The following is a 20,004-nucleotide window of genomic DNA, read 5'->3' as shown; positions in this document are numbered from 1 at the left end:
CCTCCAGGTGAAACTTCTCTCTTGGATTATGCCGCTTCATCCGTTGTGATGACAGCATGCTTCGTTTTTCTCTCCTCGCCCTCCTCACCGCCGTCTTCCCCCTCGCCGCCGCCACACCGGCGGCCCCGGAAATCAAGCTGGGCGTCCGCAGCACTATCACTTTCCAAGGCTCCATTCCCCAAAACAGCGACGAGCAGTACCAGATGCGGCTGTCGGATTCCGATGCCCCCCGGCCCTATGACCTCAGCCGTGAAACTTTCGAAATCATCGTCCCCAAAGGCTACAAAGACAGCGATCCTCACGGCCTTTTCATTTGGATCAGCCCCGGGGAAAAACCGAACCTCAATCCCGAATGGGAAAAGGTGCTGGCCGATGAAAAACTGATCTTCATTGGCGCTGTCAATTCTGGCAACAACCGCGAGGTGCCGGATCGCATCCGCTTAGCCGTGGATGCCAACCACCACCTGCGCCAGCTCTACAAGGTGAACCCGGACCGCGTGTATGTCAGCGGTCACTCCGGCGGGGCCCGGGTCGCCTCCATGATCGGCGTCGCTTATTCAGACATGTTCACCGGGGCAGCCTGCTTCATGGGTGTGAACTACTTCCGCCCCACCCAGGGCAAAGGCGGCATGGCTTATGACCGCCGTTACTTCCCCCATCCGCAGATGGCCCAGATCGCCCAGCAGCAAAACCGCTTCGCCCTCATTACCGGCGACAAAGATTCCAATCTCGACAACACCCTGGCCATCTATGAGCAAGGCTTCCAAAGCGACGACTTCAAAGGCGTGAAACTCTTCCAAATCCCCGGCCAAGGCCACAGTGCCCCCGAAGCCAAATGGCTGGAAAAGGTGATCAAGTTTCTGGATACAGGGAAGTGAGGCAGGGATCGTCGCACACTGTCGGGCTTGGGTAAGCAATCCTCTAATAAATAAAAGATTTGCTCATAAAGTTTGGAATAATTTGTGTCGCAAACTACGCCTTTGTATGATTCGAGATGCAACCATCACTGCAGAAAATGGCCTCGAAGCGCTCCAACGATGATCACGAGGCCGAGTTCAGCCGCCTCTTCTGGGCTGCCCGGAAGGAGCAAACACCTCTCAAAGGAAAGGCATTGGCTCCGGATGTAGCATCCAAGGCCGCGATGGCCTTTGCAGATGCTCAAGGTTGGGAGTGGGCTAAGGCGTTGATCGAAGCGAGCAGAGTGAGTCGAATGGGAGAGTTCGACAAGGCTCTCAAACTTGCGGCCGAGACGGAGCTCAAGATGCCCGAGCGTTGGCAAGGATTCCTTCACTTTGTTCGTGGCTCTGCTTTTCATGGGAGTGGCCAGCACGAGGAGGCGATTAAGTCCTACCGCAGAGTCCTCGACGATCCTCAATTCGATCAACCTGGATACGCTTGGACCAACCTCGGCCTCGCACTACTAGCCAAAGGCGAGCCCGACGAGGCGATTAAAGCCTACGGCAAGGCTCTTGAAGATCCGAACTACGCGACACATGGAAACACTTGGAATAACCTCGGCATCGCACTAGTAGCCAAAGGCGAGCCCGACGAGGCGATTAAAGCCTACGGCAAGGCTCTTGAAGATCCGAATTTCACTTCACCTGGAATCGCTTGGACCAACCTCGGCCTCGTACTAGCAGCCAAAGGAGAGCACGGCGAGGCGATTAAAGCCTACCGCCAGGCTCTTGCCGATCCGAACTACGCGACACCTGGAACCGCTTGGACCAACCTCGGCATCGCACTACGAGCCACAGGCGAGCACGACGAGGCGATTCAGGCCTTCCGCCAGGCTCTCAACGATCCCAACTACCACAATCCCGCAAAAGCGTGGACCAATCTTGCTCAGACGTATGTTGACGCGGGAAAACTGGAGGATGCCGAGAGTGCCTACCAGAAAGCTCTTGCGAGCGCAGACACTCACGGTGGTGATCACGCTCGCGCTCGCCGCGGCTTGCAGATTTTGAGGTCGAAGATTGTTCCTACTGCGCTTTCTCCAGATGACCGTGCCATGATGGCAAGACCAACGAGTGGTAGTGATACTGCAGAAATCGAAGATGGGATCATCGCGGCTATCAACGAAGCCGGAGATACACAGTACGATAGATACATCAAGAAGGTTGATTCCGAGCGAGACAACACGCTGAGCATTCTGCGTGGCTGGAGCAGTGCCGTCACCCTTCTTGAAGGCTCGGAGCGGCGCTGGCGCGGTGGTGGTTATTTCCTGAAGTGGAGAGGTTATGGGATTGTGATTGATCCTGGATTCGACTTTCTGCGAAACTTTCACGATGCCGGCTATCACGGGCGGGAAATCGCTGCCGTGGTGGTGAGCCACAATCATCCCGACCATAACAGCGACCTCAAGCACATCGACGACCTCCGGTATGAACTCTACAAACGCTTGGCTTCCACGAAGGGACCTGGCAGCAAGCCTTATGTTTTACTATGGGATGAAGATACGAGTACTGCGACAAAATTCGGGTTTGATAAGCCCCAGCATCAGCATCCGCCAATAGTCATGGGAAGCGGGTTTCCGCAACCTCTCCATTTAGGCGAGCACCCCGCAAAGATTCCGGTGCGCATCACTCCATTCAAGGTGAACCACGGGACTGATGTACAGCATGCGCTGGGAATGATGGTGGAACTTCTCGACAATAAAGGGAAAACGGTTCTACGGATCGGCTATACAGCGGATACCGCATACTTTGCGGACCTTCAGCAACATCTCTCCAAGTGCGATGTTTTGATCGCACACATTAGCCAGCCAACCATCGAAGAGCTTAGAGATGCCTCGAAACTCAAAGACGTCCATTTGGGCTATCGCGGCACGGCGCGGTTGCTGAAGGAGTGCAAACCGAACTTGGCACTCATTGGTGAATTCTGGGCGGGATTTACGGACTTGCGCATTCCATTGGTCAAGGGTTTGCGCCAACTGTCTGGAGTGAAGGACGTACTACCTGCAGGCCTTGCGATGCATCTCCGGTTACCGTCCTTGGACATCGAATGCACAGAGTGTAGAAAGTTGACACCGTTTCCAGAGGTCAAGGTGGCTCCTCCAACAGATAAGTTCGGCAGTCTGGCTTATCTTTGTCAGGGCTGCACGCTCGGATAGCTGGCCATATCTCTGCGCTGGACGTCTGGAGGAGGAAGCTATCCATGGCCAAGGTAAGATATTAAGGTGGTCTCACCCACGCTGCACCAAGAACTCGCGCTCTTCACCTGGGGGCAAGGGGGTATCGCACGATTGCCTCACGACAAGGGCGGCATCGAGAGTGATGCGGCGAGGGGGGAGGTCAGGTTGTTTGAGTCGCTCGAGCATGGTCTGCATGGCAGCGATGCCGATCTCCCGACAAGGCTGGCGCAGGGTGGTGAGCGGTACGGAAAAGAGGCTGGCGTAGGGGATGTCGTCCAGGCCGATGATGCGCAGATCCTGCGGGATGCGCAGCCCCTGGGCGAGGGCGGCCTGCATGAGACGACCGGCGGTGCGGTCATTGGCGCAGACAACGGCTTCCGGGCGGTGTTCGGTGATCATTTGGCGCAGGGCACCGTCATCCTCCAGGTCCAGGCGCTGTACCTGGGCTGGGTCCACAGGCTGGGAGCGCGCTGCGAGGGCGGCGTGAAATCCGGCGATGCGTTCCTCCACGGAGGAGGCGGTGCGGCGGCTGCTGCAGAGGAAGAAGGGGTGGGAACTGCCGAGGCCTAACAAATGATTCGTGGCTACCAGCCCGGCCCGCCAGTTGTCCAGGCCCACGAGGTCGCAGTCGCTGCGGCCGGGGAAGGGAAGGGCATCGCGGTCCAACAGCACTACCGGGATGCCGGCCTCCTTCAGTGCGGCCAGGATCCGTACGTTCATGGTTTCAAGGCCTGCGGTGTCGGGATTCTCTTCCAGCGGGGCGAAAAAGACGCCGGAGACACGACGGGCGATGTGCTGCTGGCAGATCTGCCACGCGCGCTCCTCTGCCAGACTGCCGGGGGCGGCCATCGCATTGCACCATAGCAGCGCGTGCTCTTGCGCATGCGGTGCCTCGGCCATGCCCTGGCAAATGAATTCAAAAATCTCTGTGCGGCCCAGATCGGGGATCAGGAGGCCAAAGGACAGTCCGCTGGCCGCTGCCAGCGGCGGTGCAGTGGGCCTCACAAAGGTGCCGGAGCCCGCCCGCCGTTCCACCAGGCCTTGATGGCACAGATCACGCACGGCGCGGCCAATGGTGATACGCGAGGCCCCGAAGCGTTTTTCCAGATGGGCTTCGCTGGGAATCTTCTGCCCTGCCCGATACTGCCCCGAGAGGATTTCCTGCCGCAGGTTCTCAAACACCAGCTGGTATTTGGGCGGGGCAGGGCGGAGACCAGATTTCATCATTTAAATATGACATTACAGCTTTGATGGATGTGGAAGCAAGAGAAAAGCGGCTTTTGAGGCCTCTTGGCATCTCCGATGCTGGTAAATGACATATCAATTAGAAGGACACTGTTATGCCTTACCGCTCTTTCCCAAACCCCCCCACTCCCCCCATGTTTAAATCCCCCGATGCCGTCACGCAGTACCTCGTGGCCAGCGACTTCGACAAAACCCTCAGTTTTAATGATTCAGGTCTCGTCCTCAGTGAAATGATGGGCGTTCGTGATTTCGAAGAAAAAGTCGCTGGTCTTGCCAAGATCAACTTTGTCCAGCAAGGAGCCGAACTGGCCTACCTGCTGCGACACGACCCCGGATTCCGCGGAGTCCGGCGCGAGCACCTTATCGAAACCGGCAAGCAGGTGCGCCTGAAATACAATGTGGACCTGCTCACCCAGATCCTCGGTCAGCAACTGGGCAACTGCCGCTTCGAGTTCCACGTCATCTCTGCCGGGCCCACCGAAGTGGTGCGCTCCGCCCTGGAGGGCATCGTCCCGCCAGAGCGCGTGTTTGGCACGGACTTCGACTTTGATCCTGGCACGGGGGAAATCTCCGCCGTGCGCCGGGTGCCAGCGGGTTACGGCAAGGTGGCCGTCCTACAGGAGCTGGAGTCCAAGCTGCACGTCAGCCCAGACCGCACGATCTACATCGGCGATGGCAGTTCCGACTTATACGTGATGCAGCATGTGAACAGCCGCGATGGCCACACGATTGCCGTTTCGGAGGCCAAATCCATTGGCCGCATCGCCAAACGGACGGTCCTCAGCAATCACAGCCCCAGCGTGCTGGTGCCCATCCTGGAAGACATCCTGAAATGGGACAGTGCCCAGATCCGCCAGCTTTTCGCCTCCCACGGCCTGACTCTGCAAGACTGGGACAAGGTGCGCACGGATTGGCTGGCCTTCCATGAAGAGGCGGAACCTGAGCTGCCGCTGGAGCATCGCTGGCGCACGGCGGAACTGAAACCCCTGCACCTCAATGGCCACTGATCTTCCCCTACCTCGGGCGGCCCGGCAGGCGGTGACCGTGCTGTTTTTCATGAACGGCGCCCTGTTTGCCAGTTGGGTCTCACGCATTCCTGCCTTGCAGGCCAAGCTGGGGCTCAGTCACGGCACGCTGGGGCTAGCTCTGCTGGGCATGGCCACGGGTGCGCTCATTTCCATGCCGCTGGCCGGGTCTTTTTCCTCCCGCCATGGCAGCCACCGCGTCTGCCAGGTTTCAGCCGCATTGTATTGTCTGGCTCTGCCCTTGTTGGCCCTGGCCCCGAATGCCATGGTTTTCATGCTGGCCTTGCTCGCCTTTGGGGCTGCCCATGGTGCGCTGGATGTGGCCATGAACGCCCAGGCGGTGCTGGTGGAAAAGGCGTACCCCAAACCCATCATGGCCTCCTTCCATGCCCTTTTCAGCCTCGGGGGTCTGGCAGGGTCTGGCCTAGGCGGGGGACTGGCGGCACTGGGCCTTTCTCCAGAGGCCCATTATGCCCTGGCGGCAGCTCTTTTGGGCGGGGTCGGAGGCTGGTTGGCCTTTCCACGTCTGTTTCAGGAGGCCGAAAAGCTGCCCATCCTTGGGAAGCATCCCGTGGAGGGCACCCTGCCTGCCTGGGGACCAGAAAAACGCCGCCTACTGGTGTTGGGCACGGTGGCCTTCTGCGTCATGATCGGCGAAGGGGCGATGGCGGACTGGAGCGCGGTTTTCCTGCGTGAAATCACGGGCGCGACGGAAGGCGTGGCTGCCGCCGGCTATGCCGCCTTCTCCATTGCCATGGCATTGGGGCGCTTTGGGGGGGATCGCCTCTCACAGCATGTGGGTCCGGTGAGTCTGGTGCGATGGAGTGGCTTCCTAGCGGCCTCAGGTCTCGCCCTGGCCTTGCTGGGAGGGCATCCTGTCACCGCGTTGATCGGTTTCGCAGCAGTGGGCGCAGGTTTTGCCACCGTGGTGCCGCAGGTCTTCAGCGCAGCGGGCAATACCCCCGGTGTCGCCTCGGGCCCAGCAATGGCCACAGTGACCACCCTGGGGTATTTGGGTTTCCTCATCGGGCCGCCATTCATCGGTCTTTTGGCCGATGTGGCCAGCCTGCCCCTGGCCCTGGCCACCATCATTGCCACCAGCCTTCTGCTCATGGCGCTGGCGCCGAGTGTGGGCAAACCTCAGGTGATTTCCAAACCTGCCCGTCCACCCGGCTGGCCTGTCATTCTGAAACCCAAGGCATTCCACCCGGATGCGACGAAACCGGCCTAACTAAAAGGGCCGGGAGCGATTGCTCCCGGCCCATGAGGTGATCACTCAGCCCACCTTCCACTTCGCCATGCGCAGGACGGCGTGTTTGGGCTCCTGCATTTTTTCGTACCAGACGGTGAGGAGAGTGCCATCGGCGAGTTCCACCGTGCTGGGGTAACCGAGGTCACCGCCAATGCCGTCGCCGGAGATGATCATGGCTTCGCCCCAGGTCTGGCCGTTGTCGCGGCTCAGGCGGGCCTGATTGCCGAAGGGCTTGCGGCGATGCCCGTAGGTCATCAGCAGGCCACCATCGCGCAGGCGCAGCAGATGGGAGGGCAGGCCCCAGACGCCGATGGAATGGGGCTCGCTCCAGGTCTTGCCGCCGTCCTTGGATTCCGTTTGCAGAGTCTCACCCTTGTTCGTGGCGCTGTGATTGCGGATGTGGACAATCAGGGTGCCATCCGCTGCCTCCACCCCATGCAGTTCATGGTAATCTTTCGCCTCGGAGTCGCTTTTGCGGGTAGGGATCTCGGCCAGCCACTGCCAGGTCAGTCCGTCGTCCTTCGATTCGGCAACGCCGATCTTATTCTCCTCGGTCCACAGTTGCTTGCCAGGGTAAAGCAGGCGGCCGTCCTTGAGCTGGATGGGGCCGTGCGGGCTGTTGACTACCGTGGGGATGGGGGCAGACCAGGAGATGCCGCCATCGGTGGAGCGCAGGGCCCATTCGCCCAAGGCGGCCTTGCGTTGTTCCGGGGTCATGAAATCCTGCGTGGCCTTCCACATGGCGTATTCGCCTTCCGGCATCTTGGTGGTGCTCCAGCCCTTGGGCCCCAGCTCGGCGAACTTGCTCTGCTTTTCCAAATTAGGTTCATAGGCCAGGGAGGTGAAAGTAGTGGCCAGCAGAGTGCCTTTGGCGGTCTCCAGCACTCCGGCATCGCGGTCGTCCATCGGTCCATCATGCAGCACCCGGGCGCGCGTCCAGGAGGCGCCATCATCGCGGGAAGACATGGCGACCACCTGGCCAAAGGGGCACACGTGTTCCTCACGCCCGCCGGAGCAGACCACCCACAGCTCGCCATTCTGGCGGCGGGCGACTGTGGGCCAGCCGTGGTAAAACTGTGGCTGACGGGTGATGACCCGAGTTTCCAAAACGGTGACGGCAGGGGATGCCGCGCTGGCGGTCCAGGGTGCGGCTGCCAGTGCGGCACCGGCCTGGAGGGATTGGGAAAGGAAAGAGCGGCGGCTGGTGGTGGGCGATGAAGACATAAGGTGGAAGGGCTGAATGGATGGTCCGTGAAAATACGTGCTTCCGAGAGGCCCTTTTGCTTGGTCCCCTTTTGGGACCAGGCCCCTGCCGGGCATTGCCGGACCCGTGGGTTTGTGTTTAATGGTCGTCACTTCATGCCTTTTCGTACCATCGAGATCTCCCAGCCGGAGTTTGCCCCTGCGGGCGTTTCCTTTGTCACTGTCAAATCAGCCGCACTGAAACGGCGGGCAGATATCAGCCTGTATGTGCCGCCTGCGGCTTCCGCAGGGCCGCTGCCTTTGGTTATTTTGCTGCATGGCGTGTACGGCAGCCATTGGGCCTGGCTTTTTAAAGGTGGCGCTCATCGCGTGCTGGACCGCCTGATCGCCGAGGAAAAGCTGCCGCCGATGATGCTGGCGATGCCCTCTGACGGCCTGTGGGGCGATGGCAGCGGCTATGCGAGCCACGCCGATGCGGATTATCAACGATGGATCGTGGAGGAGGTGCCTGCGGCGGCCACCCTGGTGGATCCACGGGTCGCCCGTGCTCCACGCTTTATTGCCGGGCTGTCCATGGGCGGTTACGGGGCCATGCGCCTGGGCGCGCTGCATCCGGAGAAATTCGCCGCCATCAGCGCCCATAGCAGTTGTACGGACATCGCCCACATGCAGGGATTTGTGGAGGAAACGGCCGCCCAGTTTGTGCTGGCGGAAAAGGAGCCGATGTCTGTTTTTGAGTGCTTGAAGCAAAACGCCACCCGACTTCCGCCATTGCGTTTCGACTGTGGCAGCGACGACATCCTCATCGAGCACAACCGCACTTTGCATCATCAGTTAGAGGAAGCAGGCATCCCGCATGTATATGAGGAATTCCCCGGTGGCCACACCTGGGACTACTGGAATGAGCACTTGGCGGACACGCTGCGCTTTTTTGGAAAGACTCTTGGTTAGGTCAATACTGGCCCGTCGCCAGCAGCACGAGCGTGCAGGCTTCCTCGGGGCGGATGCCCGCCTTGCTGAGTTTGTCTTGCAGCTCCGGGTTTTCGGAACCGGGATTAAAGATGACGCGCTTCGGTTTCAGCACCGCGAGTTTGTCGGCCAGGCCTGCCGAGATGGCCGGGCTAACGTACATCGTCACGGTATCCACCGGGCCAGTCACCTCGCCCACATCGGCGAGCACGGGGCGGCCCTCGATCTCCTTCAGACGCGGGTGCACCAGCACCACCTCATGCCCATGCCGCAGTAGGGCTGTCATGGCCTTGTGAGCATAGCGATCTGGTTTGTCACTGGCACCGAGGATCACCACTCGTTCAGGAGTATTCATAAGCTTTTAGAATCGTCTTCGTCGAGGTGGAATAGGTGCAGAGCGCGGTGCGCCGCCGGGGCCAGCACAATGCCCATCACCGAGATGAACACCAACCCGCTGAAAAGAGCATACGCACTGGCAAAGATCTTGGCGGCATCGGTCTTCAGCTCCCCCATCGGCCCCATGCCGCCGAGGATCATGGAGGCATTCAGCAGGCTGTCTACCCAGCTCATCTCGGCGATGTAACGGTAACCTAGGATGCCAATCATCAAAGCCACTCCGGCCAATACTTGCGCCATGAGAAAGAACCAAAACATGCGCCAAGCAAAGACATGCCGAGGGGCGAGGGGCGATTCACGCGATTCAAACATCAGGCAAAATGCAGCGACCGGGGAACTTTCGCCAGCGGCCTTTTTTCAGTGAACATTCTGTCTCGAAAGTCATCTGACATCTGTCTTGAATGCCGACTTGGCCCTGTCTATGCTGAGTCAGTATTTGATTCGAAGGCCTCCGGGCTTTCCTGCTCTTTGAAATGCCCTTTTCTCGGAAGAGAGACCGCCCATCTCTTCCTTCACTTTCCTGCAGTGCTCGTCATCGGGCTGTCAGTGACCCGGCCCGTTTTTATGACTCCGGGAGTCGCGTGACCTGGGATGTCTTGTCATGCCTTTACTGGAAGACAGCGCCCTTGTTCATGGATTCCCACCTCGTCGCCCTTGGGATACGAGGTCCTCAGACCGGACGGCACAACGTGGGACTCAAAGCGCCCTGGCTCTTGTCCAGGGCGCTTTCATTTTTAGACCTGTTCACACAAATCAGGCGTTTCATGGGTCATGGCTTTATGCTAAACAGGCCACGTCATGGTCGATGCCAGCCTCCAGATCCAAGCCTCCTATCTCGCGCTGGCGGGTGGCGGGAGCCATTTCGGCCAACTGTTCGATGAGCTGCCGGGTGTTTCTTTCTTTGCCAAAAATCGTGACTTCCAATTCGTGGCGGCGAATCGGCGCTTCTGGCGGCGTTTCGGCTTTCAGTCGGAGGAGGAGCTGATCGGCAAGACGGACTTTGACATCTTCCCCCTCCAGCTCGCCCGCAACTACCGGGTGGATGATGAGGAGATCCTAGCCAGTGGCGAGGCGAAGCGGCGTATTGTGGAGCCCTTCTTCAACCAGCAGGGGCTGCCTGACTGGTTTTTCACCAACAAACTGCCCATGCGTTGTCCTCAGGGCCACATCATCGGCATCATGGGCATCATCGAAAATTACGCCGCCGCCCATGCGGTGAAGACGCCCTACTTCCAGCTCGACCGCGCTGTAAACCACATCCGTGAGCACTTTCGCGAATCCATTGCCATCACTGATTTGGCTCCGCTGGCGGGGCTTTCGGTGCGGCAGTTCAATCGCCTTTTCCAGCAGGTTTTCCAAAGCAGCCCGCGCGATTTCCTCATCAAGACACGCATCCAGGCCGCCTGCCAGGAGCTTCGCCGGAGTGACCGGGATATCCGCGAGATCGCCCTGCATGCGGGCTTTTGTGATCAAAGCGCACTGACCCTGCATTTCCGCCATCACATGGGCACCACGCCCTCGCGCTACCGGAAGGACCACCGCCAGCGGGGCTCGAACGTGGCCGATGACTGACTTTCGGCTGCACAGGCCGTACTTTATGCGGTTTTGGCCATGAAGTGTTGGCTGGATTCGCTTTACAGTTGTCGCCAGAGCGCCTTGCACCAGCATCGTGGCCCATGAACCACGGCGAATTTTTCCCGAACATCCCCCGCATTGCCTTCGAAGGCCCAAAGTCCCGCAACCCGCTTGCTTTCAAGCACTATGACGCCGCAGAATTTGTGGGCGGCAAGTCCATGAAGGAACACCTGCGCTTTGCCTGTGCCTACTGGCACACCATGCGCAATGGACTCTCCGACCCCTTCGGTGGGGCCACTGCCCAGCGTCCTTGGGATGATGGCACTGACTCGGTGGCCAATGCGCAAAAGCGCGTGTGGGCCATGTTTGAATTCATGCAGAAGACAGGCATCGACTACTACTGCTTCCACGATCGTGATGTGGCACCCGAGCTGAACGACCTGGCGCAGTCCAACGCCGCCTTTGACGCCGTTGCGGACGAGCTGGAAAAGGCGCAGAAGCAGACTGGCTGCAAGCTTCTCTGGGGCACGGCATGCCTATTCTCCCACCCACGCTACAACCAGGGTGCCGGCACCTCCCCTTACGCAGATGTCTTTGCCTACGGCGCGGCGCAGATCAAGAAGGCCATCGACGTTACCCATCGCCTGGGCGGTGAGGGCTACACCTTCTGGGGAGGCCGTGAAGGCTATGCCACGCTGTGGAACACAAACATGAAGCGCGAGCTGGATCACCTGGCCCGCCTCCTGCATATGGCTGTCGACTACAAAAAGAAGATCGGCTTCAAAGGTGCCTTCTACATTGAGCCCAAGCCGCGTGAGCCTTCCACCCACCAGTACGACTCCGATGCGGCCGCGTGTCTGAACTTCCTGCGTGAGTATGGTCTGTTAGGCGAGCTTTCCCTGAACCTGGAAACCAACCACGCCACGCTGGCCGGGCACAGCATGATGCATGAGATGCGCGTGGCCCGCGAGGCCGGCGCGCTCGGCTCTGTGGATGCGAATACAGGCGATGAGCTCATCGGCTGGGACACGGACCAGTTCCCCACCGATATCTACCTCACCACCGAGATCATGATTGAGGTGCTGAAAATGGGCGGTTTCACCACGGGTGGTCTGAACTTTGATGCGAAGACGCGCCGTGAATCCTTTGAGCCGGAAGACCTCTTCCACGCGCATATCGGCGGCATGGATGCCTTTGCCCGTGGTTTGAAGATTGCCCACGCCATCATCTCCGACGGCCGCATGGATGACTTTGTGAAAACTCGCTACGAGAGCTATGACACGGGCATCGGTGCCCGGATCGAGGCCGGAACCGCGACCTTGGAAGAGCTGGAAGCCTACACACTGGGCAAAGGTGAGCCCACCACCCGCAGTGGCCGCCAGGAAATGCTGGAAAACCTGATCAACGACTTCATCTGAAGCACCGTTGACCGTGGAAGAGATGCATCTGGCGGGGGCAGATCCCAAGCCCCAGCCAGATGTGCCCTCAATTCAGGGCTTGGCTTTTCGGCAGCTTCGCGATTTGTCGGAACGAATGCGTTTGAGCTCTGGCTTGAGCGTTGTTTGTTAGAGGGATGAAACCGATCTTTGTGGACCCTGATCTCACGCGCGTGAGTTTCGCCCGGAACTTGCTGGAGGGAGAGGGAATCGCATGTTTCATTCAGAATGAAAACACGCGCACCCTGGGGCCGAGCGTGGCGGGCTACAGTTACAAAAATCCTTTGGATCCCTCGCTTTGTTTGCTGGACGATACCCAGACGGAAGTGGCGGCGGAACTGATCCGCACGCATTTTCAGAACGTGGCCGCCGAAGGGCCGGAATGGAGTTGCACGGGCTGCAATGAAACGAATCCGTCCACGTTTGATCTTTGCTGGAGCTGTGGTGCCGAACGCGCCGCCTGATCCCGCTTTTTCCTTTTATGAAACGCTGCCTTTTCCTCATCGCGGCCCTTTTTGGCGTGCTCGCCCCTTCTTGCCTTCAGGCCCAGGCTCCAACCGAGGCAAAAGCCAAAAAAAGCACTGGGCAGCCGGAAGGGTTTCATGAGCTACAGATCGGCGATGCCGCCCCGGACTTTGAGCTTCTGGGCATTGATGAAGAGATGCACACGCTGAAGGAATTTGCGGGAGCAGATTACCTGCTGGTGGCATTTATCAGCAATCACTGCCCCACCTCCCAGGCCATTGAGGGACGCCTGAAGCAGATGGCGCGTGACTACAAAAGCAAGGGTCTGCGGGTGGTGGCTATCAATCCGAATGACCCTGCTGCCCTGCGGCCCGATGAGCTGGGCTACTCCAAGTACAACGACAGCTTTCCCGAGATGAAGCGTCATGCGAAGGACCAGGATTTTAACTTTCCGTATCTCTACGATGGAGAAACGCAGAAGATCGCCCTGGCCTATGGCTGCCTGGCCACACCGCACGTCTTTCTTTTCGATGCAGAGCGGAAGCTCCGGTACCAGGGCCGTCTGGATGACTCGCGTTTTGCCGATGTGAAAACTGTCACCAGTCCCGATGCAAAGAATGCGTTGGACGCGCTGCTGGCGGGCCAGCCCGTGGCGGTGCCAGTGACGCCGCCGCATGGCTGCTCCACCAAGTGGATCACCCACCGCGACCAAGTGACGGCAGATAACGAAAAGTGGGAAACGGGTGAAGTGACCGTGGAATTGATTGATGCGAAAGCTCTGGCTGCACTGCGCAAGAACGACACGAAGAAGGTGCGCCTTTTCAATGTCTGGGCCACGTGGTGTGGACCGTGCGTGAAGGAGTTTCCAGAGTTGGTGGCCACTTCGCGCAAGTTTGGCTTGCGTGACTTTGAGTTCATCAGCATCAGCATGGACGACCCGGAAACACTGCCGGAGGTGAAGGCTTTCCTGGAGAAATACAACGCGGTCGTGCCTAACAAACTGAAGCCCAGCCTGAAGGCTGAAGGCCGCAAGGGCAATGCGTACGTCTTCAATGAAGCGAACAGCGATGCCCTCATCCAGGCTCTGGATCCTGAGTGGCCAGGTCCCATCCCGCACACCCTGGTGGTGGCCCCCGGTGGCGAAGTGATCTACCGCCACAATGGCCTTGTGGATGGTGATGAACTGCGCGCCAAAATTCTGGAATATATGGGCCGTTTTTATGTGCCAGAACAGCCCTGATGATGGGCCTGCATCACCTGACCTTTGCTGGATGTCTTTGTTTATGAAATCTTCCTTTTTACTGCTCGCCCTCCTCTGTTGCGCTTCCGCCCACGCGGAGGAAAAAGCGACGCCTAACCAGTTGTTCCGCCAAGGTGTGGCCGCTTTTTACGATGCGAAACCGAAGGAGTCGGTAGCGGCTTTTGACAAGCTCATTGAGCTGGCTCCAGAATCCAAGCCGCAGCTCTGGCAGCGCGGTTTGTCACTGTATTACACGGGCGATTTCAAAGCGGGGCGGGAGCAGTTTGAGGTGCATCAGACGGTGAACACGGCGGATGTGGAAAATGCCGCCTGGCATTTCATCTGCGTGGCCAGGGCGGAGAGCGTGGAGGCCGCGCGCAAGGCGCTGATCCCGATCGAGGGAGATGCCCGCATCCCGATGAAAGAGGTGCATGAGCTTTTCGCAGGGAAGGGCAGTGAAGAGGCCGTGCTAAAGGCGGCGGAGTCGGGCGAGGGTGAGGACCTGCGCAATCACCGCTGCTACGCACATCTTTACTTGGGCCTCTATTTTGAGGCTTTGGGAGATGAAGCGAAGGCCAAAGATCACATGCTGAAAGCGGCCAGGGATTACGCCATGGATCATTACATGGGGACCTGCGCCCAGGTGCATGTGAAGGTGCGCGGGTGGTAGTGGAGTGTCCTTTAGGCCTTGCGCCGCAGCACGGCGACCCAGCGGTCCACGGATTTACCAGGGGCATCTGAGAGCGCGCGGGAGGCTTTGTTGCGCTTGTTGCTCACCAGTTCCATGCCCAGGGCTTCCAGGGCTTTGAGCGCCAGTTTATGCTCCACATCGAAATAGCTGGTGATGACCAGCATGCCATCGGGCCGCAGTTTGGCGATTCCCTGGTCAAAGATCTTTTTCCACAGCTCCTGGCCGTGCCAGAAGTTCTGATGGCGGAGGAAGACGAGGTTAAAATCATCTCCCAGTTCCTTGTGCTGATCCATTTTGGTGGCGTCTTCGATGAGGAACTTCGCCGGGAGGTGGGCGTGTTGCTCGCGTGCTTGGCGGATTTCGCGGATGCGGATGTCTGCGCCGATCATTTCCACCTGGCCGCCTGGGGTCAGTTCTTGACCCACAGAGACGAGAGTTTCGGCCTCATCGCAGCGACCGCAGGCGAGGTTGAGGATGCGAAGATCGTTGGCAGCTTTCAGGTTAGGCTGCAAGCTTTCCCGCAGCAGGCCTTTCAGCTTCGCCATGTCCTGGGCGATGGACGGTGGCAGCGACGTGGAGGCGTGGACCAGGAGGGAATCTCCGGCCGGGGATGCCTGCGGCGTGCTGAAAGGCTCGTTCATGGGCGAATTGGAACACCATCCTGGCCTTCTGGCAAGTGGGGTGAATGAGGGAGAAAACGTGGAGCGAAGGCAGACTGTGGAGAATTTGGCATGGATGGCGCACGGCGAAAATGGAAATGCATTCGTTTTATTTAAGCTGGAAGTGGGACTCCCCACTCTGCTAGAATTTCCCTGCTTATGCGCTTTCTCGTGTCTTGCCTTCTGCTGCTCGGTGCCGGGCTGGGATGCCATGGGGAGGAGGAGCTGGCTCCGAGAGCCGAGCCCTGGATCTCGCCCGGTGAGGTTCTGTGCGCCAATCTCATCCAGGCAATTCAGGAGAGGCCCGACCTGATGGTGATGCGGTTGGAAGATGCCTTGGTGATCAATGAAGCCTGCGCGGCGGAGATTGTCACGGCGGCTATGGATGCGGTGCGCGCGCAGCCAGCCCAAGTGCAGCAGATTGTGGAGACAGCCCTCAAGGTAGCCCCTGCCCGGTCGGCTGCGGTGATGGATGCGGTACGCAGTTACACCCCGGCCAGTGAGCGGGTAGCGGTATTGGAGGAAGTACGCCGCGCCGAAGTGGCCCTTGTGGAAACACTGTTCGAAGTACGCCGGGCCGAGTCTGCCTATTCAAGCCAGCCACAGGCGATCGAAGAAGTGCGCCGTGCTGAAGTACCTGCGCTGAAAGCCATTGAAATGGAAGCTCCAGCCACCGCCTCAGGCGAAGCTATCCAGGAAGAAATTCGCCGCCCCGAGATCACCCTCATGGCGCGCCCCCGGTCCTGAGAGCGCGCGGCTCTCAAGCGGGAGTGGAATGCAGAGAGTGACTAGAACTTCAGTTCTTCTTTGAAGATCATGCGGGCGGCCTGGGCCACGTCTTTATCACCGCGACCGGAGAGGTTGATGATGATGACCTGGTCCTTGCTCATTTTGGGCGCGACTTTCTGGACTTCGGCGATGGCGTGGCTGCTTTCCAGCGCGGGGATGATGCCTTCCACGCGGCTGAGTTCCTGGAAGGCTTCCAGGGCCTCAGTGTCTGTGGCGTAGTTGTACTCCACGCGACCTTCGTCGTGCAACCAGGCGTGCTCAGGCCCGATGGCGGCGTAGTCCAGACCGGCGCTGACGCTGTGCGTGAGCTCGATCTGCCCGTCATCGTTGGCCAGCAACCATGTCTTTGTGCCTTGCAAGACGCCTAGGCGCCCACCCTGGAAACGGGCGGCGTGGCGCTCTGGCACGATGCCGTCGCCACCGGCTTCTACGCCGATCATGCGCACATTGGCGTCATTAAGGAAGGGGTGGAAAAGGCCGATGGAATTGCTGCCACCACCCACGCAAGCCACGAGGAGATCTGGCAGGCGGTTTTCACGCTCCAGGATTTGCTGGCGGGCCTCCACGCCAATGACGCGGTGAAAGTCCCGCACCATCATGGGGAAGGGGTGGGAGCCAAGGGCACTGCCCAAGATGTAGTGGGTGCTGTGGACATTCGTCACCCAGTCACGCATGGCTTCGTTGACGGCCTCTTTCAGGGTGGCCTGGCCAGCGGTGACGGCCACGACTTTGGCACCGAGGAAGCGCATGCGCGCCACGTTCAGGGCCTGGCGTTCCATGTCCACCTGACCCATGTAAATGGTGCAGTCCAGACCGAAGCGGGCGCAGACGGTGGCCGTGGCCACGCCGTGCTGACCAGCACCAGTTTCAGCGATGATGCGCTGTTTGCCCAAACGCAGAGCCAACAGGGCCTGACCAAGGGCGTTGTTGATCTTGTGGGCCCCTGTGTGTAGGAGGTCTTCGCGCTTCAGGTAGATGCGGGCACCACCCAGCTTTTCCGTCCAGCGCTCCGCAAAATAAAGAGGGGTGGGGCGGCCGACATACTCGTGCAGAAGACGGTTCAGCTCGGTTTGGAAAAGGGGGTCGGCCTTGGCACGCTCATACTCTTCGGAAAGTTCATTGAGCGCAGACATCAGCGTCTCCGGCACAAACATGCCTCCATAGCGGCCAAAGTGGCCGTGTTTGTCAGGCATTACAGGGAGAGAAGCAACAGGGGCAGCAGTCATGGCGGGAGGGCAGGATAAATCAGATACGCGGCTTGGCAAAGGGCAGGAAAGAAATCGGCCAAAAGGAAGTCTTAAACTGCAGGCCAAGACCTCTCTTTTTGCTCGGTGATGAGCGTGGGTACGCAGGCATCATGGGGTTCACGGGGGATTTCCTGCAAGACCTGGGCCTCGAAACACAGGCCCAGGCGGGCTGCCTTCACGGCAGGCAGGTCCAGGAAACGATCGTAAAAACCGCCGCCACGGCCCAGGCGGGCACCATCGGTATGGCTAAAAGCCAGCCCGGGGACGAGGATGAGCGTCAATTCCTCCGGCGGGATGGGGCGGCAGCGGGAGATCACAGGCACCCACACGCCCAGAGATCCGCGTTCCAGATCGTGGTCGCCCGTCACTTCGTACGCGTGCAGTTCTACCCCCTCCATGGCAAAGAGGGCTGTTTTCCAGCCGCGACTGCGCAACCAGGGCAGCAGGGCGGTGATGAGATCTGGCTCATTTCGCAGCCCGCCAAAGAGGCTGACGGTGCCGGGTCGTGCCCAGAAATCTCCCCGCGCCATCAGGCGCTGGACAATCTGCTGGGACCATTCGGACAGCTCCTCCGCAGGCACGGCGCGCAGCCGTTCGCGCACTTGGCGGCGTAGGTCGGCTTTGCTGAGAGGGGCGGTGGACATGCGCGTATGTGGCCAAAGAGCGGGACTTTGGAAAGCGGCAAGTTGCGAGACATTCCGTCCTGCGCTTGCCACTTTTGCAAAGCGCCTGCATCATCGGGTGAATGGTCGCCTTTCTCCTCCGCCGTCTTTTGAGCAGCCTCCTGGTGCTGTTCTTTGCGGTGTCACTCACCTTTCTACTGACACGCTCGCTGCCGGGCGGGCCGTTTGATCGTGAAAAGGCCAGCTCGGCGCAGGTGAAGGAAGCCCTGGAAAAACAGTACAAATTGGATGGCAGCCTGTGGCAGCAGTACACCGCTTACTTGGGGGATCTGGCCCGGCTGGACCTGCGGGTGTCCTTCAAGTACCGGGACTGGAGTGTGGCGGAGATCCTGGCGCAGAAGATGCCCACGTCCATTAAGCTCGGCGGCGTGGCCTTTGTCATCGCCAGTGTGCTGGGCGTCTTCATCGGCGGGCTTGCGGCCATGCGGCGGGACACGGCGGTGGACTGGACGGCCATGTTTGGCGCCATCGTGGCCATCTCCATCCCCTCTTTCATCACCGGGCCGTTTTTGGTCGCGGTGTTTGCTCTTTGGTTAGGCTGGTTACCTGTCGGCGGTTGGGGCAGTGTGCAGCACCTCATCCTGCCAGCCTGCTGTCTGGCGGCACCGTATGTGGCCTATGTGGCGCGGCTCATGCGCAACAGCCTGCTGGATGTTTTGAAGAGTGATTTTCTGCGCACTGCGCGTGCGAAGGGGCTCACGGAATCTCAGGCACTGGTGCGTCATGCCATGAAGGTGGCTATCCTGCCTGTGGTGACCTATCTAGGCCCGCTGGCGGCGCATCTGCTCACGGGTTCCATGATTGTGGAGAGTGTGTTTAACATCTCCGGTGCGGGCAGCATCTTTGTGAATGCCATCCAGAATCGCGATGCCTTTCTCCTCTGTGGCGCGGTGGTGATCTACTGCACCCTGCTCATCGTCTTTAACCTCATCGTGGACCTGCTTTACAGCGTCCTGGACAAGCGCATCCAGCTCCATGGCTAAAGCTCCCCCTGCAGCCGCTATCAGCCGCCCGGGTGGCTGGGCCATCGTCCGGCGAAACCGTCCGGCGATGATCTCCCTCATCTATCTGGCCTTTGTGGTGCTGGTGGCCTTCACGCTGCCCTTCCTGCTGCCAGATAGCCTGAAGGCGACCAGCAGCAGCACCTTCCTGCCGCCCTTGTCGTTAGACCAGGAAACCGGCATGCTGCACCTGTGTGGCACGGATGTGAACGGGCAGGACCTGTTTTACCGTCTGCTCACCGGGGCGCAGGTGTCTCTGGGCGTGGGCATCATCGGGGCCATCATTTCACTCTTTATTGGTACGGGTTATGGGATGGTCAGCGGCTTCTTTGGCGGGCGGGTGGATGCGCTGATGATGCGGGCCGTGGACATGCTGTATGCCGTGCCGCGCATTCTTTTCATCATGATCTTCATCGCCGCCTTTGATGGGGTGTTTAAGGATTGGCTGCATGGCACGCGTCTTTGGGCCCAGCAGAAACAGTGGCCCATGCTGGATGACACGGCGCGTTACCTCATCCCCTATTCGAAAATCCTGGTGATGATTTTTTCGTTAGGCCTGGTGGAGTGGCTGACCATGGCTCGTATCATTCGCGGGCAGGTGCTGGTGCTGCGGGAAATGACTTTTATCACCGCCTCCCGGGCCATGGGGCAGGGCGGGTGGACCATCCTGCGCAAGCATCTACTACCGAACTTGAGCACGATCATTCTCACTTATCTCACGCTGACCATCCCGGCGGTGATCCTGGATGAGTCCTTCCTCAGTTTCCTCGGTTTGGGCATTGAAGATCCGGCGGCGAGCTGGGGATCGCTGCTTAAGGATGGGGCTCAGGTGATCAATCCGCTGGAGAGCAAATGGTGGCTGCTGGCCTTCCCGGCGTTGCTCATGTCACTGAGTCTTTTGGCCCTCAATTTCCTCGGCGATGGGCTGCGGGATGCCTTTGACCCCAAGTCTTCAGATTGAGAAAAGGTGGCCTTTAGGACCTGCCATTCGTTGACTA

Annotated in this window: 20 protein-coding genes; 13 read left to right on the top strand and 7 right to left on the bottom strand. The window is 59.3% G+C overall.

All coding sequences use genetic code 11. The annotated features are described in order from the left end of the window. Positions 1–56 precede the first annotated feature (56 nt). Both ABEB25_RS13245 and ABEB25_RS13240 read left to right on the top strand, forming a co-directional pair. Positions 57–878 (top strand): PHB depolymerase family esterase, encoded by an 822-nt coding sequence (locus ABEB25_RS13245; RefSeq protein ID WP_345736889.1) that lies wholly within the window; start codon positions 57–59, stop codon positions 876–878. 116 nt (positions 879–994) lie between these two features. Continuing rightward, a complete protein-coding gene (locus ABEB25_RS13240; protein WP_345736888.1) occupies positions 995–3,109 on the top strand; it encodes a tetratricopeptide repeat protein in 2,115 nt (704 codons plus the stop codon). Between the two features lie 72 nt (positions 3,110–3,181). Here ABEB25_RS13240 and ABEB25_RS13235 read toward each other — a convergent pair whose 3' ends face one another. Beyond that, entirely contained in the window at positions 3,182–4,357 is a 1,176-nt protein-coding gene (locus tag ABEB25_RS13235; protein WP_345736887.1) for a GntR family transcriptional regulator, read from the bottom strand. A 152-nt stretch (positions 4,358–4,509) separates the two neighbouring features. On the opposite strand from ABEB25_RS13235, the gene ABEB25_RS13230 reads away from it, so the two are divergent. Together ABEB25_RS13230 and ABEB25_RS13225 are read left to right on the top strand one after the other, a co-directional pair. Then, positions 4,510–5,382: an HAD-IB family phosphatase gene (locus ABEB25_RS13230; protein WP_345736886.1), complete on the top strand. Its 873-nt coding sequence runs from the start codon at positions 4,510–4,512 to the stop codon at positions 5,380–5,382. After that, positions 5,372–6,631, top strand: coding sequence for an MFS transporter (locus ABEB25_RS13225; RefSeq protein WP_345736885.1), 1,260 nt, complete (start codon positions 5,372–5,374; stop codon positions 6,629–6,631). Before ABEB25_RS13230 ends, ABEB25_RS13225 begins: the two co-directional genes overlap by 11 nt. Before the next feature lie 45 nt (positions 6,632–6,676). Here the strand turns inward: ABEB25_RS13225 and ABEB25_RS13220 are convergent, their stop codons facing one another. Beyond that, complete coding sequence (locus ABEB25_RS13220) at positions 6,677–7,876, bottom strand: sialidase family protein (protein ID WP_345736884.1); 1,200 nt, start codon at positions 7,874–7,876, stop codon at positions 6,677–6,679. Between the two features lie 135 nt (positions 7,877–8,011). Here ABEB25_RS13220 and ABEB25_RS13215 point away from each other — a divergent pair, with 135 nt between their 5' ends. Beyond that, positions 8,012–8,806, top strand: a complete 795-nt coding sequence (locus ABEB25_RS13215; RefSeq protein ID WP_345736883.1) for an alpha/beta hydrolase — start codon at positions 8,012–8,014, stop codon at positions 8,804–8,806. 1 nt (position 8,807) lies between these two features. Here the strand turns inward: ABEB25_RS13215 and ABEB25_RS13210 are convergent, their stop codons facing one another. Both ABEB25_RS13210 and ABEB25_RS13205 read right to left on the bottom strand, forming a co-directional pair. Then, entirely contained in the window at positions 8,808–9,179 is a 372-nt protein-coding gene (locus ABEB25_RS13210) for a CoA-binding protein (RefSeq protein ID WP_345736882.1), read from the bottom strand. Then, entirely contained in the window at positions 9,176–9,478 is a 303-nt protein-coding gene (locus tag ABEB25_RS13205; protein WP_345736881.1) for a hypothetical protein, read from the bottom strand. Before ABEB25_RS13205 ends, ABEB25_RS13210 begins: the two co-directional genes overlap by 4 nt. Positions 9,479–10,018: 540 nt before the next feature. Between ABEB25_RS13205 and ABEB25_RS13200 the strand changes: the two genes are divergently transcribed. From ABEB25_RS13200 to ABEB25_RS13180, 5 genes are all read left to right on the top strand, one after another. Then, the gene (locus ABEB25_RS13200; RefSeq protein ID WP_345736880.1) at positions 10,019–10,792 is read left to right on the top strand and encodes an AraC family transcriptional regulator; all 774 of its coding nucleotides are present in this window, start codon (positions 10,019–10,021) and stop codon (positions 10,790–10,792) included. A 104-nt stretch (positions 10,793–10,896) separates the two neighbouring features. Next, positions 10,897–12,213: a xylose isomerase gene (gene xylA / locus ABEB25_RS13195; protein WP_345736879.1), complete on the top strand. Its 1,317-nt coding sequence runs from the start codon at positions 10,897–10,899 to the stop codon at positions 12,211–12,213. Positions 12,214–12,368: 155 nt separating this feature from the next. Then, positions 12,369–12,695, top strand: a complete 327-nt coding sequence (locus ABEB25_RS13190) for a putative signal transducing protein (RefSeq protein ID WP_345736878.1) — start codon at positions 12,369–12,371, stop codon at positions 12,693–12,695. Positions 12,696–12,712: 17 nt separating this feature from the next. Beyond that, positions 12,713–13,936, top strand: a complete 1,224-nt coding sequence (locus ABEB25_RS13185; protein ID WP_345736877.1) for a redoxin family protein — start codon at positions 12,713–12,715, stop codon at positions 13,934–13,936. A 43-nt stretch (positions 13,937–13,979) separates the two neighbouring features. Further along, a complete protein-coding gene (locus ABEB25_RS13180; RefSeq protein ID WP_345736876.1) occupies positions 13,980–14,606 on the top strand; it encodes a tetratricopeptide repeat protein in 627 nt (208 codons plus the stop codon). Positions 14,607–14,617: 11 nt separating this feature from the next. Here ABEB25_RS13180 and ABEB25_RS13175 read toward each other — a convergent pair whose 3' ends face one another. After that, positions 14,618–15,268, bottom strand: coding sequence for a methyltransferase domain-containing protein (locus ABEB25_RS13175; protein WP_345736875.1), 651 nt, complete (start codon positions 15,266–15,268; stop codon positions 14,618–14,620). Positions 15,269–15,457: 189 nt separating this feature from the next. On the opposite strand from ABEB25_RS13175, the gene ABEB25_RS13170 reads away from it, so the two are divergent. Beyond that, complete coding sequence (locus ABEB25_RS13170; protein WP_345736874.1) at positions 15,458–16,033, top strand: hypothetical protein; 576 nt, start codon at positions 15,458–15,460, stop codon at positions 16,031–16,033. Between the two features lie 41 nt (positions 16,034–16,074). On the opposite strand, the gene trpB is transcribed toward ABEB25_RS13170, so the two are convergent. Further along, positions 16,075–17,301 carry a tryptophan synthase subunit beta gene (trpB, locus tag ABEB25_RS13165; RefSeq protein WP_345736873.1) on the bottom strand — a complete coding sequence of 409 codons (1,227 nt, stop codon included), beginning with the start codon at positions 17,299–17,301 and terminating at the stop codon, positions 16,075–16,077. A 71-nt stretch (positions 17,302–17,372) separates the two neighbouring features. Continuing rightward, positions 17,373–17,966 (bottom strand): 5-formyltetrahydrofolate cyclo-ligase, encoded by a 594-nt coding sequence (locus ABEB25_RS13160; RefSeq protein WP_345736872.1) that lies wholly within the window; start codon positions 17,964–17,966, stop codon positions 17,373–17,375. A 101-nt stretch (positions 17,967–18,067) separates the two neighbouring features. Between ABEB25_RS13160 and ABEB25_RS13155 the strand changes: the two genes are divergently transcribed. Both ABEB25_RS13155 and ABEB25_RS13150 read left to right on the top strand, forming a co-directional pair. Continuing rightward, positions 18,068–18,988, top strand: a complete 921-nt coding sequence (locus ABEB25_RS13155) for an ABC transporter permease (RefSeq protein WP_345736871.1) — start codon at positions 18,068–18,070, stop codon at positions 18,986–18,988. Continuing rightward, complete coding sequence (locus ABEB25_RS13150; RefSeq protein ID WP_345736870.1) at positions 18,981–19,967, top strand: ABC transporter permease; 987 nt, start codon at positions 18,981–18,983, stop codon at positions 19,965–19,967. The genes ABEB25_RS13155 and ABEB25_RS13150 overlap by 8 nt, the downstream gene beginning before the upstream one ends. Positions 19,968–20,004 lie beyond the last annotated feature (37 nt).

This window comes from Prosthecobacter algae (assembly GCF_039542385.1).
Lineage (GTDB): Bacteria > Verrucomicrobiota > Verrucomicrobiia > Verrucomicrobiales > Verrucomicrobiaceae > Prosthecobacter > Prosthecobacter algae.
Note: the sequence above shows the minus strand (reverse complement) of the source record. Positions and strands in the feature narration are given on the sequence as shown.

Excerpts from the sequence above, each read along its gene's own strand:
- ABEB25_RS13225 (WP_345736885.1), top strand. The coding sequence starts at position 5,372 with ATGGCCACTGATCTTCCCCTACCTCGGGCGGCCCGGCAGGCGGTGACC.
- ABEB25_RS13205 (WP_345736881.1), bottom strand. The coding sequence starts at position 9,478 with ATGTTTTGGTTCTTTCTCATGGCGCAAGTATTGGCCGGAGTGGCTTTG.
- ABEB25_RS13215 (WP_345736883.1), top strand. The coding sequence starts at position 8,012 with ATGCCTTTTCGTACCATCGAGATCTCCCAGCCGGAGTTTGCCCCTGCG.
- ABEB25_RS13155 (WP_345736871.1), top strand. The coding sequence starts at position 18,068 with ATGGTCGCCTTTCTCCTCCGCCGTCTTTTGAGCAGCCTCCTGGTGCTG.
- ABEB25_RS13210 (WP_345736882.1), bottom strand. The coding sequence starts at position 9,179 with ATGAATACTCCTGAACGAGTGGTGATCCTCGGTGCCAGTGACAAACCA.
- ABEB25_RS13160 (WP_345736872.1), bottom strand. The coding sequence starts at position 17,966 with ATGTCCACCGCCCCTCTCAGCAAAGCCGACCTACGCCGCCAAGTGCGC.
- ABEB25_RS13235 (WP_345736887.1), bottom strand. The coding sequence starts at position 4,357 with ATGATGAAATCTGGTCTCCGCCCTGCCCCGCCCAAATACCAGCTGGTG.
- ABEB25_RS13230 (WP_345736886.1), top strand. The coding sequence starts at position 4,510 with ATGTTTAAATCCCCCGATGCCGTCACGCAGTACCTCGTGGCCAGCGAC.
- ABEB25_RS13200 (WP_345736880.1), top strand. The coding sequence starts at position 10,019 with ATGGTCGATGCCAGCCTCCAGATCCAAGCCTCCTATCTCGCGCTGGCG.
- ABEB25_RS13185 (WP_345736877.1), top strand. The coding sequence starts at position 12,713 with ATGAAACGCTGCCTTTTCCTCATCGCGGCCCTTTTTGGCGTGCTCGCC.
- trpB (WP_345736873.1), bottom strand. The coding sequence starts at position 17,301 with ATGACTGCTGCCCCTGTTGCTTCTCTCCCTGTAATGCCTGACAAACAC.
- ABEB25_RS13240 (WP_345736888.1), top strand. The coding sequence starts at position 995 with ATGCAACCATCACTGCAGAAAATGGCCTCGAAGCGCTCCAACGATGAT.
- ABEB25_RS13150 (WP_345736870.1), top strand. The coding sequence starts at position 18,981 with ATGGCTAAAGCTCCCCCTGCAGCCGCTATCAGCCGCCCGGGTGGCTGG.
- ABEB25_RS13175 (WP_345736875.1), bottom strand. The coding sequence starts at position 15,268 with ATGAACGAGCCTTTCAGCACGCCGCAGGCATCCCCGGCCGGAGATTCC.
- ABEB25_RS13220 (WP_345736884.1), bottom strand. The coding sequence starts at position 7,876 with ATGTCTTCATCGCCCACCACCAGCCGCCGCTCTTTCCTTTCCCAATCC.
- xylA (WP_345736879.1), top strand. The coding sequence starts at position 10,897 with ATGAACCACGGCGAATTTTTCCCGAACATCCCCCGCATTGCCTTCGAA.
- ABEB25_RS13180 (WP_345736876.1), top strand. The coding sequence starts at position 13,980 with ATGAAATCTTCCTTTTTACTGCTCGCCCTCCTCTGTTGCGCTTCCGCC.
- ABEB25_RS13190 (WP_345736878.1), top strand. The coding sequence starts at position 12,369 with ATGAAACCGATCTTTGTGGACCCTGATCTCACGCGCGTGAGTTTCGCC.
- ABEB25_RS13245 (WP_345736889.1), top strand. The coding sequence starts at position 57 with ATGCTTCGTTTTTCTCTCCTCGCCCTCCTCACCGCCGTCTTCCCCCTC.